17 protein-coding genes are annotated in these 16,108 nt (G+C 65.6%); 11 read left to right on the top strand and 6 right to left on the bottom strand.

What is annotated here, in order from left to right; all coding sequences use genetic code 11:
- The first annotated feature begins 62 nt into the window (after positions 1-62).
- Positions 63-1,277 (top strand): alpha/beta fold hydrolase, encoded by a 1,215-nt coding sequence (locus ACFVJ5_RS05595; protein ID WP_379218681.1) that lies wholly within the window; start codon positions 63-65, stop codon positions 1,275-1,277.
- 11 nt (positions 1,278-1,288) lie between these two features.
- Here the strand turns inward: ACFVJ5_RS05595 and ACFVJ5_RS05600 are convergent, their stop codons facing one another.
- A complete protein-coding gene (locus ACFVJ5_RS05600; protein WP_379218682.1) occupies positions 1,289-1,936 on the bottom strand; it encodes a TetR/AcrR family transcriptional regulator in 648 nt (215 codons plus the stop codon).
- Positions 1,937-2,012: 76 nt separating this feature from the next.
- Here ACFVJ5_RS05600 and ACFVJ5_RS05605 point away from each other — a divergent pair, with 76 nt between their 5' ends.
- Together ACFVJ5_RS05605 and ACFVJ5_RS05610 are read left to right on the top strand one after the other, a co-directional pair.
- Positions 2,013-2,393: a DUF1761 family protein gene (locus tag ACFVJ5_RS05605; protein WP_379218683.1), complete on the top strand. Its 381-nt coding sequence runs from the start codon at positions 2,013-2,015 to the stop codon at positions 2,391-2,393.
- A 25-nt stretch (positions 2,394-2,418) separates the two neighbouring features.
- Positions 2,419-2,706 (top strand): DUF1905 domain-containing protein, encoded by a 288-nt coding sequence (locus ACFVJ5_RS05610; protein WP_379218684.1) that lies wholly within the window; start codon positions 2,419-2,421, stop codon positions 2,704-2,706.
- Positions 2,707-2,790: 84 nt separating this feature from the next.
- Here the strand turns inward: ACFVJ5_RS05610 and ACFVJ5_RS05615 are convergent, their stop codons facing one another.
- The gene (locus tag ACFVJ5_RS05615; RefSeq protein ID WP_379218685.1) at positions 2,791-3,111 is read right to left on the bottom strand and encodes a MerR family transcriptional regulator; all 321 of its coding nucleotides are present in this window, start codon (positions 3,109-3,111) and stop codon (positions 2,791-2,793) included.
- A 156-nt stretch (positions 3,112-3,267) separates the two neighbouring features.
- On the opposite strand from ACFVJ5_RS05615, the gene ACFVJ5_RS05620 reads away from it, so the two are divergent.
- The 5 genes from ACFVJ5_RS05620 (at position 3,268) to ACFVJ5_RS05640 (ending at position 6,802) form a co-directional block, all read left to right on the top strand.
- Positions 3,268-3,693, top strand: a complete 426-nt coding sequence (locus ACFVJ5_RS05620) for an Hsp20/alpha crystallin family protein (protein WP_379218686.1) — start codon at positions 3,268-3,270, stop codon at positions 3,691-3,693.
- Positions 3,694-3,815: 122 nt separating this feature from the next.
- Positions 3,816-4,010: a hypothetical protein gene (locus ACFVJ5_RS05625; RefSeq protein WP_379218687.1), complete on the top strand. Its 195-nt coding sequence runs from the start codon at positions 3,816-3,818 to the stop codon at positions 4,008-4,010.
- 163 nt (positions 4,011-4,173) lie between these two features.
- Positions 4,174-5,133: a non-homologous end-joining DNA ligase gene (gene ligD / locus ACFVJ5_RS05630; protein ID WP_379218688.1), complete on the top strand. Its 960-nt coding sequence runs from the start codon at positions 4,174-4,176 to the stop codon at positions 5,131-5,133.
- A 640-nt stretch (positions 5,134-5,773) separates the two neighbouring features.
- Positions 5,774-6,103 carry a hypothetical protein gene (locus ACFVJ5_RS05635; RefSeq protein ID WP_379218689.1) on the top strand — a complete coding sequence of 110 codons (330 nt, stop codon included), beginning with the start codon at positions 5,774-5,776 and terminating at the stop codon, positions 6,101-6,103.
- A gap of 135 nt (positions 6,104-6,238) precedes the next feature.
- A complete protein-coding gene (locus ACFVJ5_RS05640; RefSeq protein ID WP_379218690.1) occupies positions 6,239-6,802 on the top strand; it encodes a hypothetical protein in 564 nt (187 codons plus the stop codon).
- 260 nt (positions 6,803-7,062) lie between these two features.
- Here ACFVJ5_RS05640 and ACFVJ5_RS05645 read toward each other — a convergent pair whose 3' ends face one another.
- The 3 genes from ACFVJ5_RS05645 to ACFVJ5_RS05655 form a co-directional block, all read right to left on the bottom strand.
- The gene (locus ACFVJ5_RS05645; RefSeq protein WP_379218691.1) at positions 7,063-7,548 is read right to left on the bottom strand and encodes a hypothetical protein; all 486 of its coding nucleotides are present in this window, start codon (positions 7,546-7,548) and stop codon (positions 7,063-7,065) included.
- A 570-nt stretch (positions 7,549-8,118) separates the two neighbouring features.
- On the bottom strand, positions 8,119-9,771 hold the full coding sequence (locus ACFVJ5_RS05650; protein WP_379218692.1) for an FAD-dependent monooxygenase: 1,653 nt from the start codon (positions 9,769-9,771) through the stop codon (positions 8,119-8,121).
- A 119-nt stretch (positions 9,772-9,890) separates the two neighbouring features.
- Positions 9,891-10,412 (bottom strand): hypothetical protein, encoded by a 522-nt coding sequence (locus tag ACFVJ5_RS05655; protein WP_379218693.1) that lies wholly within the window; start codon positions 10,410-10,412, stop codon positions 9,891-9,893.
- A gap of 242 nt (positions 10,413-10,654) precedes the next feature.
- On the opposite strand from ACFVJ5_RS05655, the gene ACFVJ5_RS05660 reads away from it, so the two are divergent.
- The gene (locus tag ACFVJ5_RS05660; protein ID WP_379218694.1) at positions 10,655-11,599 is read left to right on the top strand and encodes a hypothetical protein; all 945 of its coding nucleotides are present in this window, start codon (positions 10,655-10,657) and stop codon (positions 11,597-11,599) included.
- 187 nt (positions 11,600-11,786) lie between these two features.
- Here ACFVJ5_RS05660 and ACFVJ5_RS05665 read toward each other — a convergent pair whose 3' ends face one another.
- Positions 11,787-12,377 carry a TetR/AcrR family transcriptional regulator gene (locus tag ACFVJ5_RS05665; protein ID WP_379218695.1) on the bottom strand — a complete coding sequence of 197 codons (591 nt, stop codon included), beginning with the start codon at positions 12,375-12,377 and terminating at the stop codon, positions 11,787-11,789.
- A 353-nt stretch (positions 12,378-12,730) separates the two neighbouring features.
- On the opposite strand from ACFVJ5_RS05665, the gene ACFVJ5_RS05670 reads away from it, so the two are divergent.
- Both ACFVJ5_RS05670 and ACFVJ5_RS05675 read left to right on the top strand, forming a co-directional pair.
- Entirely contained in the window at positions 12,731-14,380 is a 1,650-nt protein-coding gene (locus ACFVJ5_RS05670; protein ID WP_379218696.1) for an MFS transporter, read from the top strand.
- The gene (locus tag ACFVJ5_RS05675; protein WP_379218697.1) at positions 14,364-16,103 is read left to right on the top strand and encodes a phytoene desaturase family protein; all 1,740 of its coding nucleotides are present in this window, start codon (positions 14,364-14,366) and stop codon (positions 16,101-16,103) included. The genes ACFVJ5_RS05670 and ACFVJ5_RS05675 overlap by 17 nt, the downstream gene beginning before the upstream one ends.
- The last annotated feature ends 5 nt before the right edge of the window (positions 16,104-16,108 follow it).

Genomic DNA, 16,108 nt, shown 5'->3' on the forward strand with positions numbered 1-16,108 from the left:
CGAATACCGAAGTCTGCGACGCAACCACCCAGCGTCATTCCCGAGGTCCGCCGAGGAGCGTCATGCATGCGACCGACGTGAGTATCGCCCTGGGTGACGTCACCCTGCGCGGCACCGTGACCGGCGCGGGCCCGACGGTTCTGTTGCTCCATGCGGGAGGCGAGCAACGCGGCGTGTGGGCTCCCGTCGCGTCGCAGCTCGCCGCGGCCGGCTTGCGGACGGCGGCCTTCGATCTGCGTGGACACGGCGAGAGCACGGGGGAGGCGACAGTCCTTCGGGCGGTTGCCGAGGACGTGGTCGAAATGGTGCGCCGCGAGCCGGCACCGCTCGTTGTGGTGGGCGCCTCCGTCGGCGGGCTCGCTGCCATCGCCGCCCTCGGCGAACCCGACATCGCGCGTCGCGTGGCCGGTCTGATTCTTGTGGACGTGGTGCCGCATTCCGATCCGGATCGGGTGCGCGCCTGGCTGAGTGAGAGCGGGCTCCGCGATCAACGCACCGAACTGGTAGAAGACAGCCTTGCGGCGGGGTCTGCGTTACACGCGACGGCCGTCGGGTCGGAAGTGCCGATGCTGCTCGTGCGCGGCGGACAGTCGCCGCTCACCGACCCCGAAGTGGATCGGTTCCTCGCCGACCGTCGTGTCACCGTTACCCGTGTGGCCGACGCCGGCCATCTCATTGCCCGTGAAGCCCCTGACGAGCTGGCGCGCATCGTCTCGGAGCACGCCAACACCTGGCTCGCTACCGCCCAGGTCGTTCAGGGTGCCTTCGACCTACAGCGGGTTCTCGGTGCCGAGGAGGTCGAACATCCCGGTGGAACACTGCACGCTCACCTGCGTCGGGTGCACAACCTCTTGGCCGAATGGAACGCCACACCGCGAACCCGCCTGGCTGCGATCTGCCACGCTTCCTACGGCACGGACGGATTCGCTGTCGAGCTGCTGCCGACGACCGATCGGCCGCGGCTCGTGAAGGTTATCGGGCCCGCCGCGGAGGACCTGGTCTATCTCTACGGTGGATGCGATCGCGAGCGGACATACCGAGACCTCGGGCGAGAGCCGCTGGCGGTAATCGATCGCTTCACCGGTACTTCCAGGCTGGTCCAGGGTGCTGACCTGCATGCCTTCGCGGTGCTGACGATCGCCAACGAGCTCGATGTCGCCCGTCACGCGCGGTTACCGCCGTCCGCGCTGACGGGGATCCGAAGCCTTGTCCTCGCGCTGGCGAGTTACGCGCCCGAGGAGGCGGCGCGAGCGCTCGCGGACGAAGCGCTCGCCTGAACGTGCGGCGCTCAGGGACCACCGAGCTCGGATGCGGTCAGGGCCGGTCGGTGAGCCGCCAGGAAGAGATCTATCGCTGCGTCGGGGGTGTTCGCGGATGTTGCTGTGGCATCGAGCATTCGGGCGTTCAGCGGTGCGCCGACGACCAGCCAGGTGAGCTGTTCGGCGGCGGCCCGGGGGTCGGGGATCGCCAGCATGCCGCGCGCGTCGAGCACCTGCAGTGTGGTGGCGAGAGCGCCGATATTGCGAACCCAGCTCTGGTGCAGATACGTTGCACCGACCTCGGGCAGGCGGGCCGCCTCGGCGGTGACCAGTCGACGCATTTCCACCACGGGCGGCGAGAGGACACCGGCCAGCAGGGTTCGCGCCCAGGCGAGTAGGCCCTCGCGGACATCCTCGGCGGTCTCGAGGTCGGTGAGGGCGGGTCGCATGGCGTCACGGCCTGCAGCGGTCCAGTGCTCCACGACCGCGGCGAACAGTCCCTCTTTCGACGGATGTTCGCGGTACAGCGAGGTTTTGGAGATCCCGGCGCGTGCGGCGATCTCGTCCATCGTCGATCCCGCGAACCCGCGCTCGAGAAACACCTCGCGGGCGACGGTGAGTAGCTCGGCGCCGGACTTCCCGGGTGGCCGGCCGCGGCGTCGAGCTGGAGAGGTCATGCTCCCGATATTAGTACTTGACAGTACTTATCCGTTCTCTTAGATTAAGTACTGAATCGTACTCAAGGAGTTCGCCATGATACTTGCAGGTGTCGTCGTCGCGGCGGTCGTCTCGTTCGTCATCAGCGCGGTGCTGTACGCGACACCGCCGATCGCCGCACTGGTGTCGCGGACGAGCACCCCGCGTCCCGGAATCGGCATGCCGGTCCAGATGCTGTTCGTGGTGCTGCGTGGCCTGTCGGCCGCGGCGGTGCTGGCGACACTGCTCGTCGCCGGTGATCGGCATGGCGTCGCCGCCGGGGCGGCGGTAGGTGCGATCGTGGCGGTGCTCCCGGTGACCATCCTCGCCGGCGCCATCGTCCACGAGAACGTGCCGATACCGACCGCCCTGGTGCATATGACCGACTGGGCCCTCAAGCTGGTCGTCAGCGGCGTCATCCTCGGCCTGTTCGTCTGAATCGCGTACCCCGACAGGAGCTCTCATGAACACCGCACCGGGACCGATCGACATCACGTTCACCGCTGTCCTCGGAAAAGTCAGGGAAGGTGACACGTGGACGTGTGTGCAACTGCCCGACTCGGCACGGATCTTCGGCACCCGAGGCTTGGTCAAGGTGAAAGGAACGGTGGACGGTGTCCCGTTCGCATCCTCGTTCATGGCGCTCGGAGACGGCACTCACAAGCTTCCTGTCGCCGCCGCGATCCGGCGCCGAATCGGAAAGACCGATGGTGATGAAGTCACCGTCGAGCTCACCGAACGATTGAGCTGACCGAGCAACTCCTTCTTGCCGAGCCGCGTAGTACGCGGATCAGCACATTCGCGTCGACCCGGGGGCGGAGGCGCGTTGCCCTGCTTACGTGGGCGCCTGCTTCGGCTTGGCGCGTAGTCGATCGCGTTCCGCGCGCAGGCGAGCGACAGTGTCTTCGAGTTCGAGAATGCGAGCCACCGCGGTCAGATTCATCCCCTCGCCGGTGAGGGTGGTGATGCGGTGCAGGCGCGTCAGATCGTCACCGCTGTAGCGCCGGGTGCCACCTGCGCTGCGCGCCGGCATGAGCAGGCCGTGCTGCTCGTACAGGCGCAGAGTCTGGACCCCGATGCCGGCCAACTCCGCGGCAACGGAGATTGCGTACACCGCCTGTGCTGGTGACGGCCCTGAGTCGTGCCGGGAGACCATCTACGTCCTCACCTCGATTCCTGCGATCCCTCTCAGATTACTTGGTTCTGGCACTTGCACTCATCTGGGTCGAGTGCTAAAAAATATCTATGTCAGATGGCATAGGTTATCTGATGAACATCCTACCGAGAATGGAGTGAGTTGGAGGTGGCGACCATGTTGATGCGCACCGATCCTTTCCGTGATCTGGACCGGTTGACCCAGCAGATGTTCGGCACAGCAGCGCAACCGGCGGCGATGCCGATGGATGCCTGGCGCGATGGGGACGAGTTCGTCGTCGAGCTCGATCTGCCCGGAATCGACCCGGACTCGCTGGATCTGGACGTCGAGCGCAATGTGGTGACCGTGCGCGCGTCCAGGCCCGGACTCGACGTGAATCGGTCGATGATCGCCGCGGAGCGCCCGCGCGGAGTGTTCAGCCGACAGTTGTTCCTCGGCGAGAGCCTCGACACCGACCAGATCCGCGCCGACTACCGCGACGGAGTCCTGCGCCTGTCGATCCCGGTCGCGGAGAAGGCCAAACCACGCAAGATCGAGATCGCCCGCGATCACGATCGCGAACCTCAGGCGATCAACGCCTGAGGCCGTGAGGGGATCCGAGCCCTGTCGAATGAGCTGAATTCGACTCCCTGCAGTCCGGTGGCCGGGGTGCGGACCCGGCCACCGCCTTCACCCCCTCCGATAGCCGCTTCGAGGAGGACCCGATGACCGTCTTACCGACCGGTTCCGAGGCCGATCGCGTCGAACAGGAGACCTTCGTCTTCGATTCCGACCGCGAATCAGGCCTCGACGTCACCGCCGTGCACGCCCAGGAGCCCGAGCGCAGCCCCCTCGACCCGTGGTGGACCGAGATCATGGACGGTGTTTCACCACTGCACGTACAGCGACCTGGTCGCTGACCGCCCGAGCGGCCCTCCTGCCCCTGCCTCACGGCAGCGGATCTGGGACGGGCCGCATGGTGGTCGAGCTGGTCGTCGCGACATCGGCGCGTGACGCACCAGGGCTATGCTGAATGTTTGCTGACGGTGTCCATGGGATCGATCAGGTGATGGCGAGGTCTGTATGACCCGATTGCCGCACTACGTCGCGATGCTGGCCACGGCGGGCCAACTGCCTGCCGATGACGACCGCTGGGCCTACGAAGTGAAACATGACGGAGTCCGCGCCATCGCCTATATCGATGACGACTTGCGGCTCGAGTCGCGCAACGGCAACGACATCACTGTCGCCTGGCCCGAGCTGTCCGGGCTCGCTCCGGCCGAACCCGGGTTCGTGGTCGACGGCGAGATCGTGGTCGAACACGCGGGCCGATCCTCGTTTCAGGCGTTGGCGCCGCGGATGCACCAACGCAACCCCGCCACTATCCGAGCCCTCGCGCAATCGACTCCGGCGACTTACATGATCTTCGACCTACTCCACATCGGAGACCGGTCTCTGATCGAATTGCCGTACGCCCAGCGACGCGAACTCCTCGAACATCTCGGGCTGACCGGCCCGCACTGGCGGGTCCCGCATTTGCTTCCCGGTCCCGCCGCGGACGCCCTGGCGGTCTCGCAGGAACTCGGGCTGGAGGGCATCGTCTGCAAGCGGCGCAACAGCTGGTACCTGCCCGGGCAGCGCAGCCCGGCCTGGACCAAGGTCAAGAACGTCACCCATCAAGAAGTCGTGCTGATCGGCTGGAAGAAGGGCACCGGTCGCCGCGCCGGGCAGATCGGATCCTTGCTGGTCGCCGTACCCGATGATCGCGGCAGCCTGGAATACGCAGGCAGTGTGGGCACCGGGTTCACAGCGGCGATGCTCGCTGACCTCTCCGAACAGCTCGCGCCGCTGCAACGTCCTGATCCGCCGATATCCGGCATAGGCCGCACTCCGGACGGTGTGTCCTGGGTACAGCCGAAACTGGTCGGGGAAGTGGCGTTCACGGAATGGACCGGCGACGGCCGGCTACGGCATCCGAGTTGGCGAGGACTACGTTTCGACAAGGATGTCGACGAGGTCGAAACCCCGACCGGGCGGGCATGACCGTCCGTGCACCCATCGCGGCAGTGGCAGCCCCAACGAGGTCACCATGGCCATTTTGCGCATTTGTTCGCAGCCGTTGTTCAGTGCCGTTCTTCCATGGTCGGCGCAGGGGTGCGTGTCTGACTGTTATCGCTCCGTCGGGTTGATGGACTGTGTTCGGGGTGTGCTGACATGCGGGGGTAAAGCAAGCGTCATAGGCGGGTGGGGGCTTGTTCGGTAACGGGGAATAGCGCTCTTGTGAATGGCAATTCGCCCTTCAAGGGTCGGGTGATTCGACCGATGGCTTCGGGTGCGACGCTAATCGCGCACGACCGGTGAAGTCGCGCCCACGATGTCACGATTGCATAAACTACGTCGTTGGAATTCGGGTCTGTTCGAGGCGTTGTGCGCCCTCTTTCCCCGCGTAACCCCACATTGTGGAAACAGGAAAATTGTCACTGAAAAATAACGGCCTCGTCGATAGGTGAGAGGGTTCCGGTTTCTGCTCCATCGACTTCGGCGATCTGGCACTCTATGTGTCACCGACGGCGCGGCGCTGATGGCAACGACCGTAAATATCGGCTGAGCTGATCTTCGTAATAAGGGGAATGTACGGGCGTAGAAGAAATGGTCCGGCTGGGGTAGCCGGGTGGGAGGATACATGGTCTACATCAGAACTCACTTCGATAATCGATTCGCGCTTCAGGACCGTGGCGAAGGTCCGCACCGCGGCATCTCGGGTGAACGCGGGGATGAGCTGGCACCGCTGGCACCACTTGCCGTCATCGTGTCGTTCGCGCTGGTGATAATGGGATGCATCGCAACCCCGGCGATGGGGGAGTGGACCCGCGACTATGGGGCAGAGCTCGTCGTCATCGCCTTTTGCCTGCACATGTTCCTGTCGGCTCTGTTGGGCTCGTGGGGTCTTCGCGAGTGGCTACACACCACGCGGATCTCGAGTCGGATCATGCGTCGATCTCTGCGCGACTGAGTCATATCCACCTCAGTGCTATCGCGCTAGGAAAATTCGCGGCAGCCCGACTGGGTGCCAAGAGTGGGAGGTGTTGTGAGTAAGGCCGCTGAGATACCGATCTTGTCCCGGCGCGTCACCGAAGGCGGCCAGGTCGTGGTCATCGAGGTGAGCCGACCGCGCCCTGTCCACGGGAACGCGGAGTGCACTTATCGGCTGGCGGACACGCGGCGCACCGCCAAGGGCCCCGATGAGCTGGCGGCGCTCTACCGGGCTCTCCTGGACATCGGTGACCTGCTCGCGCAGGCGAATCGTGGAGCGTCGGCGCGGTTCGTCGTCCCGGCGAACCACGGCTTTCCGGTACCACCCGCAGGTGATCGGCCCGATGCCATGGATGCCGCCGATGTTGTAGCAACGCAGACGATCACCCAACTCGGCGACCGGCACACGATCGCCCTCTGCGGGCCCGTCGAGTCTGTCGGCGGGGACGGCATGCTGTGCCTGGTTCGGGTCGACGGCGAAACGTGTGGGATCGCGAGAGGTTGGGACGGCATCGACGCGGTGCTGAATGCGGTAGCGATGATCGGCGCAAGGTTTCGCCTACCCACGGATTGGCCGTTGTCACCGGCCGCGGCTGAATTCACGCAAGAGGTGGCGACCATAGGCGGGACATCCCGGTCCGGCACTCAAACGGCGATGAACGCAAGTGAGCTCGGCTAGATACCGCCGAGTCCGACACCGTTGACCTCGAGACCGGCTCTCGTTGTCAGGCCCGGTAGCAAGGCGGGGAAACGGTGCTGGCCATGGTTGGCGGTTGCCGGGGCCGTCGTCTGGGACAGCGTCCGAACCGGACGCGCCAGCCCCGGCAACCGCCCGCCGACCGGTCGGGAGTTCGGGCATCCCGTCCCCGGTGGCGGTCCTTGGTTGCAAGCGGGCGATACCCCGGCACGTCGCTTCGAAACGGGGGACCGAGCAGATTTCTACGTCGCCGCGGCCGGCCAGCTGACAGTGGGCCACGACTTCGGCAGATTGACCGAACCGTCCAGCACCGACCGCACCAGATCCTCGTAGCCCTCCCGCATCTCGGCCAGATGGTGCCAGGCTCGATGCCGCTGGGCGTCCTCGGCGTTGTGCAGCGCCCAGTGGGCGTATGTGGCGGCTTCGGCGACCCGGCCGATCACCCCGCCCACCGTGTCGATTCCTCGGGGAGCACCGGGGCGTGGCCGCGGAAGCTGAGCGGTGATCCACACATCGATGGTGTGCGCGACCTCCGCGATCTGGCGACCGACCCACACGGCCGACGGTTCGGCCAGCCAGTCCCGATACAACGATCCGAGGGTGCGAGCCCAGCGCGCCAGCGGCTGATCGCAATCAGCGCCCCCGTTGATCGCGGCGAGCAATTCCTGCGGCGAAAGAAACGGACCGTGCTGAGCTGGAACCGGGTACCACGAATCCGGTGCGCTCACCTGCGTGCACCGGGCAGATCTGCCCCGAGACACAGCTGCTGCGAAATTGCTGGATTCAGATTTCTTGCACCGGACAAAGCAAACTCCTGATCAAGCACACATCCGCCTGAACGGGTCGATCCAGCGGACAAAGCGAGGTTCCGATCCTGCGCACGATCCCGCACCGGCGCCGCGAGGGTCTGGGCAGAATCCGATATTCGTATCCGTCAAGCTATCAGGCGGAAGACGTCGTCGCCGCAACCGGTGCACTCTCTCAAGAAACCTTTAATAACGTGCTCCTACCAGGGCATCTGTGGTGGATTCGGCGACTGGGCGATAACCCCCGACTGCACAAGGCCTTTCGCGAGAGAAGGCTCTCCGAACCCGAGTGGTGAAATCGTCCTCGAGGACGGTGGGCTCGGCGGGGCCAACCGAGCGACTCGGACAGCAGCCCACGATGTTCCCGAGCCACCACGGCGGCTTCTCCGGGAAAGAATTCGCGCGCGCTGGGTGACGTTCTCGACACGAACGGCTGACGCGCGCGACGACACAGTAGGGAGCGTCGGCACGTTATCCTTCCTCCCTCGCGAATCAGGCGGTTCCCAGAACACTTTCGGGGGCGGGGGCGAAGGTCGACTCGAAATGACGGATGAGGTCGTCCGGGGCGGCAGGGGAGGCGGCATAGCCGAGGTAGCCGTCAGGGCGGACGATGTAGGCCGCGCCGGCGGCACAATGGTATTGCCGGGCGAAGTCGCCGTCACTGTCGCGGATGACCGGGAGGATCGTCGAGTCGACGGTTGCCCCGAGGCCTGCGACGAGGTAGGTGTCGAGGTGGTCGTCGGTGAGTTTCCGAAGCAGCTCGACGTGGCGTTCGATCTCGGTGAGAGTGGCTGTGTCGCAGGTGTTGCCGAGGTACCAGAGCAGCGTGTGGTCGTGGCCGTCGAGCAGGATGAAGAGCCGGAAAGGTGACGTCACGCAGTCCCGGGTGAGTCCGATCGCGTCCGGTGCGCGGCTGCCCGCGACGGGAGATGGTGCGCCGGTGGGGGATTCGGTGACGATGGGGCTGTCGCGGTAGTCGATCAGGAGTTGCGCCTCGCGGAGGAGAACGCGTTCGGGGTCCGATTCGCCTGCGCCGATCCCCTCGCGGGCGTCGCGGACGGTGCGGCCGACCACTTCTTCGCCGATCGGCCTGCGTTCGGCGTCGTAGCTGGACAGCAACGTCGGCGCCGCAACCTCCGCGACGGCCAGCGCGAGCTTCCACGCGAGGTTGTGGGCGTCTTGGATACCGGTGTTCATGCCCTGGGCGCCCGTGGGCGGATGGATGTGAGCGGCATCGCCCGCGACGAAAACCCTTCCCCGGCCGTAGGAGTCGACGATGCGATGGCTGATCCGGAAGACCGAGGACCAGCGCATGTGCGAGGCGGTCGTCGGTTCGGGCGCGAGCCGGTCGAGCACCGCCTGGATATCGGCCAGTGTCGGTCCGGGCCCGGTGCCGAGTCCGTGTTCGACCTTGTCGCCGCCGCCGCCGACGGCGTCGGAGGTCAGGTCCGGGGGAACCCGCATCGACACCCGGTAGCGGTGGTGGCCGGGCAGTGGGACACAGACCAGCACGTCGTCGGTGACACCGTCGGTCTGGTGCATCGACCGCACCGTGTAGCCGCGCGGCTGTGACCAGTCCAGTTCGACATCGCCGAGCATGTACTGCTCGGCGAAGGCCGCACCCTCGAACGTCAGGCCCAGCGTCTTGCGGACGGTGCTGTGCGCACCGTCGCAGCCGACCAGATACCGTGCCCGCACCGTGTACTCGCCCTCGGGTCCGGCGAGCACGGCATCGACGCCGTCCTCGTCCTGGGTGAACCCGACGAGCCGGACCCCGCGCTCGACTCGCGTGCCCAGCGATTCCAGGTGCTGCCGCAGGATCCGCTCGGTCTCGTACTGGGGGAGTCCGAGAAACCCGAAAGGAATCTCGGAGGGCAGCGCCAGATCCATTCGGTCGGCCTCGGCGCCGTTGATGTACGCGATCTGGCCGCGCAACAGGATCCCGGCATCGAGGACCTCGCGCAGGATGCCCATCGCCTCGAACAGTTCCAGCGTGCGGGGCTGGATGCCGACCGCTTTCGCGTACTGCGGCGGATCGGATCGCGCGTCGATGATCCGGCACCGTACGCCGCGCCGAACCACCTCGACGGCGGCGGCCGAGCCCACCGGACCTGCGCCGACGATCAGAACATCGGTATCGAACATGCGACATCACCTCGCGCTGGAAGCCCCCGCCTCATGTTGTTCGCTGATCGTACGCCTGGCACCGACCTGCGGAATCCCACGAACCGACGGGTCACCGGGAATCGAATCATCGGGGCCGGTCAGGCCGCCGAGCGCTGGCATTGAGCCTGCAGAATCCGGTCGCGGTAGATCCGCAGTGCCGCGATGACAGCGAACAACGCCGTGAGTGCTCCCAACACCACACGCACTGAGTGCGCGACCCCGATTTCGTGGGCCGTGCGGTGCAATTCGTCGACAGTGTGCAGCGCGCGATCATCGAACAGAATCGTCCACCGCGGCCACAGGTACAGCGCTGAGAGCAGGAACAGCCCGGAGACCAGCGAGAGCATCGAGGCAAGCGTCCAGATTCGCGACGACTTCGACCACAGAGTCGCCGCTACGGCGACCGCGCCGGTCAGCATCAGAACAGCGCCCAGTGGACGCATCACGCTGCCGACCGAGACGACGGCGGTGAATTCGTCGGCCACGATCAGTGACGCCGGAATGTCGTGAAAGAAGTTCGGGTACAAGAACAGGGTTTCGGTGATCATGGTGCAGAACACCAAGGTCGCCAGTGCCGCATACACGGTGGTGGCCGCGAGTGCCGCGGTGAGTTTTCGCATGGAACGCCCCTCCTGAAGATCTGCCGTCGACAGTAGGCAGGCCCGGAGGCGACGACATCCGGCGAGAGCCCTGAAACCACATCAGGGAACTCCCTGACTCACACGGTTACTCGAAGTGTGTGATCCACGCGCTGTCAGGTCTCGGGCGCGGCGGTGCGTAACGCGGGGAGAGCCGGATCCGACCGCAATGGTGGGAGCTGGGCTATCGAGGATGGGACGGAGGGCGCGTGACAGTCGGACGGATGAGACGAACAGCCGTGGTGGCCGGGACCGTGGGCGCTCTGGGGCTCCTCGGCTATGGCGGGTTTGCGGCTGCTCAGCCGACCGTCGTCCCCAGCGAGAAGATCGCCGCAGCCAGGGAACTCGGCTCCACCGAGGCTCCCCGTGGTGATGGATTCGCTGACGGCGACGCCACCCGTTTGGTCGCGGGTCCGGGAGACCACGGCAACGGCGGGAACCACGGGAACTCGAACCAGGGAAACGGTAACGGCAACCAGGGAAATGGTGGCGGTAACCAGGGCAATAACGGGAATCAGAACCCCGGCAGCGGTAACGGCAACCAGGGTAACGGTGGCGGTAACCAGGGCAATAACGGGAATCAGAACCCCGGCAGCGGTAACGGCAACCAAGGCAACGGCGGCGGTAACCAGGGCAACAACGGGAATCAGAACCCCGGCAGCGGTAACGGCAACCAAGGCAACGGCGGCGGTAACCAGGGCAACAACCCCAACCCCGGCAATGCACCCGAACCGCAGGCGCCCGCCCCGGAACCCGCCCCCGAAGTCTTGGCCCCTGGTCTACTGCCTGAGCCGAAGACAGCCCAGCCCGACACCGCCGAACCCGGCGGCGCACCGGACGGCAACTCACCCGGCGCCGCCGCCGCACCGCCGGCCGGATCCGCTCCCGGCGGAGCTGGAGAGTCGCCCGGATCACCGGCCCCTGGTGGAGTAGGGGTTCCACCCGCCGTGCCCGCACCCGGCGGCGGTGCGGCGGTTCCCTCCCATGAGGTCCAACCCACCAGTGACACGGGCATCCTCCCCGAGCCGAATCTCCTCTCGGTGATCGGTGGTCTCATCGCCTTGGGGCTCGCCGGTGGCGGATCGGCCGCGGTCAGTTTCCAAGGCGCCGCCCAGGCCCAGGCACGTATCGCCGCCGCCCGAGCTGAGTTCTTCGGACCGCGAGCGTGATCGTGGCCATCACGTCCTGCCGCTGCACTCAACCGTAGACGGCTGGTCGGCTTCGACCCGGACGGCGGTCGTTGCCTGTGTACGGCGCCGGATGTGGCGGGGGACCTCGCCGACCGAGTGCAGGACTACGTCGGTGCCCAGTGCGATGTCGCGGATGGGGTTTCGAACTCGAACTCGCGAACCACCTCTACTGGATCGGTGCGTGATCAGCAGCGCCGAGCTGGATTCGGAGCAGTTCGCGGAGTTGGTCGTAGGTGCGGTTGAGGGGCGTGATGCTGCGGTCCGCGATCGACATCATCACCGCGCCTTCGATTGCCGCGATCGTCGTGGTCGCGAGGCTGTGCGCTGTCGGGGCGGACACGCCCTGCGCGATGGCTTGCTCGGCGAGGTGATGTTCCCAGCGTCGGAACGCTTGGCTGGACAGTTCACGCGCGACCGGTGCTTCGCTGCCACCGTATGCCGCGGCGGCGATCGGGCATCCGGACTGGTAGTCGCTGCTCACCAGCACCCATTTCCAGTACTCGGTGAAGGCGTGCAGCATCTCCTCCGGGGAGAGCGTTTCGGCCATCTGCTCGATCATCTGCTCGATCCAGGCCCCCGCGGTACGGACGGATTCCTCGATCAACTCTGTCTTTCCGCCGGGAAAGTGCTTGTAGATCGATTGCCGGGCGGTGCCACTGTGCTCGAGGAGTTCGGCGACTCCGGTTCCGGCCACACCTCTGCGCCGGACCAGCTCGATCGTGCTCTCGATCAAGCGCCGTCGTGCGTCGGTAGCCATGAATCTCTCCCACCTCTGTACAGGCCACCAGCCTAGCGATGATGGCATCGAGTAGACCAATCGGTGCTATCTCAGGATCCTCTCCTTCGGAAATACCAAGTGATTGGGCGAATGCCCTCTTGCTATAGACCATTTGTTCTACTAACCTGGCACAGGTGTTACGCGCGGTAACACCAAAACTGCAAGGGAAGTGTCCGGGCCTTCCCTGCGAAGCCGGTGCTGTCGCGGAATTGAGCCGCCGCCGCCAGCACCCCCGTGGTTGTCGGCCCTGGCAAGCCCATCGCCGGGCCCGGCCGGGGTCGGCAGCCACTCTCCCGTGTTCGCCTTATGCCATAACGAGGAGTCGATGTCCCATGCCCCACTCATCTGTCGCCGAACCTGCCGCACCGGCAACGCACCCTCCAGCCCTGAGCGGGCGGGGCAAATGGCTGGCCCTTGTCGTCATTTGTGCCGCCGAACTGCTCGTGGTCCTGGACAACACCGTCGTCAACGTCGCGTTGCCGTCCCTGGGTGTGCAGTTGCATGCCGGCTTCGGCGGGTTGCAGTGGGTGGTCGACGCCTACACGCTCACCTTCGCGGGCCTGCTGCTGGCATTCGGCCACCTCGGTGACCGCTTCGGTCGACGCAGAGTGATGATGATCGGCCTGGCAGGCGTCGCGGTCATGTCGGTCGGTGGCGCACTGGCGACCGATCTCGGCCAGGTGATTGCCGCCCGCGCCGCGATGGGAGTGTTCGCCGCGGCGGTGTTCCCCGCGACCTTGGCGATGATCATCAACATCTTCACCGACGTCAGGGAACGGGCCATCGCGATCGCCGCCTGGACCGCGATGGCCGGTTTCGCCATCGCGATCGGCCCCACCGCAGGCGGCTGGCTGCTCGAGCACTTCTCCTGGCACTCGGTCTTCTGGGTGAACATCCCGGTCGCCGTGGTGATCATGGCGTTTACCCGCTCGCTGGTTCCGGAGTCGAAAGCGGCACACGTCGGCAGACTCGATGTCGTCGGCATCGCCCTGTCACTGCTGAGCGTCACCACCCTGGTGTGGACGATCATCGAGGCGCCGAAGCTGGGCTGGCTTTCGGCGACCAGTCTGGTCGGCTTCGTCTTCGCGGTGGTCTGCTTCGCGGTGTTCATCCGGTGGGAGATGCGCACCAGTTCGCCGGTGCTGAACATGAGCCTGTTCCGGATCCGCCGATTCTCCTTGCCCGCGGTGGCGATCATGGTGGCCTACTTCTCCATGTTCGGATTCTTGTTCATGATCACCCAGTACTTCCAGGGCGTGATGGAGCTGTCGCCGCTGCAATTCGGTTTGCACTCACTGCCATTCGCCGTGGCCATCGCGGTCGGCGCCCCACTGGCGACGCTGATCGCCCAGAAGATCGGCACCACCGCGGTCATTGTCTTCGGTCTGGTGGTGATGAGTATCGGGATGTTCATCGCCGGCCAGGTGAAGGTCGAGACGACATATGTGGGTCCGGTGCTGGTCTCGATGGTGCTGATGGGTCTGGGGCTGGCGATCGTGCAGGGCCCGGCGACGGAATCGATCATGTCGTCGGTGGCCCTCGACGAGGCGGGCGCCGGTTCGGCGGTCAACGACACCACCCGCGAGGCGGGTGGCACGCTCGGTGTCGCGGTACTGGGATCCGTGGTGGCGTCGGTGTATACGACCAAGGTCGGCCCACGCATCGATGCCATCCCGGACTTCCTGATGACCCCGAACGAGAAGAGCTTCGCTCGCGAAAGCGTCATCGCCGTACTCGAAATGGTCAAGCGGCCCACCAATCCCGCCTTCGCGCAGCAGAAGGCCGATCTGATCTACGCGATGAAGTCGGCGTCGTTGGAGGGGTTCGCGCTCGCGTCCTATGTGACGGTTTCGGCGTCGTTGTTCGTCGCGGTCGCTGTCGCTGTCTTTCTGCCATGGAAGCCCGCGAACGAATCCGTGCTCCTCGCCTGGAACAGCTCACCCCGTCACCCCGAAAGGAAACTCGATGACATCGACGTCTGAATCGAATCCGGCACAGTACGACTCGATTGTGGTCGGGTCGGGACTCGGCGGATTGTCAGCGGCCGCGTACTTGTCAGCGGCCGGCAAACGGGTACTGGTCTTGGAGCAGTACAGCGCGCTGGGCGGTTCCTCGCATGTGTTCCGCAGGCAACGACGGTGGGAATTCGACTGTGGCGTTCACTATCTCGGAGAATGCGGGCCCGACGGGATCGTCACGTCGATCATGCGCGGGTTGGCGCTGGACGACCGGTTGAACTGGCTTCCGATGGATCAGGACGGATTCGACCGCATCATCGGGCCGGGGTTCGAATTCGCGGTACCGGTGGGATGGGATGCCTACCTGGCGAGTTTGCTCGACGCGTTTCCCACCGAGCGCGCCGCGGTGTATCGGTATCACTCGGTGGTGCGTCGCCTGGGTGAGGCCGCCAACCGTTCCTCGGTGTCCTCACATGCGGCGATGGGGCGCGCCCTGGTCCGATCGGGTCGCGCGGCCCTCTTCGCTGCCATGCCCTTTGCCGCGTTCCTCACGGTGTGCGGCTTCTCACCGCGGTCGATTCTCGCGCTGTCTGTCCAGTGCGGCGCGCTGGCATCGACACCGCTCGGTCTCCCGACCGCGGCGATGGCCGGGTTCCTACAGGACTATGTCGGCAGCGGCTCGTACTACCCAGAAGGCGGAGGGCAGATGCTGGCCTCCGGATTCGCCGAGGTGATCACCTCCCACGGTGGTGCGATCCGCACCAACTCCCGAGTCTGCGCGATCACGGTCAGTGGCCGACAGGTCACCGGCGTGCGTTTGGAGGATGGGGAAATGATCGCTGCGCCGACCGTGGTTTCCGACGCCGACATCATCAAGACGTTCACCGAACTCGTGGGCCTCGAACACCTGCCGATCGCCCAACGCGTGCGGGTCAAGAGCTGGACCATGTCGCGGCCCCTCATCAATGGGTTCTTCGGTATCGAGTTCGACACCGAAGTCGCGCCGAACAGCAACTATTTCGCGATACCGACGTGGGACGACGCCGAGTCCCTGCTCTCGCTGACGCGCATGTCGCGCCAGTTGATCGATGGCAGCGGCTTCAGCACCGGCACCGAGTGGGCGCGGCAGATGGCGGCCAGACAGCCGATGTTCGTCCAATCGTCGTCGCGACGTGATCCAGGCAATCGGCGGGCAGCGCCCGTCGGCAGTTCGACGGTCGAGGTCCAGACGATCACCCCCTACAAGCCGGAGCTCTGGGGTTTTGACGGCTACGACCTCGCGACCGGCGATTACCGCACGAGCAGCACCTATCACGAGGTCAAGAAGATCGTGCTCGACGGCATGGCTGAGCGGATGGAACAGGCGTTTCCCGGTTCCTCGGCCACTGTCAAGATCGCTGAGCTGGGCTCGCCCGCCACCCAGACCCGGTTGGTCGGCAACACCGGTGGTGCGCCCTTCGGGCTGAAGGTCAGCGTTGATCAGTTCGGGAGCATGCGCCCGGGCACGTCCACCGCGATCGGTGGGCTCTTCCTCGCCGGCACGAGCACTCGTTGGGGCCCGGGCACCGTCGGCGCCATGCTCAGCGGAGTGCACGCGGCAGCGGCCGTCACCGGACGCGATCTGGTCACCGAGATCGAGTCCGGCGCGGTGATCGCCGATCCGTCCGCCCTGCCCCCGTGGTCGGCCGATTTCGATCCGCTCGCGACGACACGGGGGATCGACCCACGGCCACGATCGAGGACGTAAACGGT

It is taken from the genome of Nocardia sp. NPDC127606 (assembly GCF_042671725.1).
In the GTDB taxonomy this organism is placed as follows: Bacteria; Actinomycetota; Actinomycetes; order Mycobacteriales; family Mycobacteriaceae; genus Nocardia.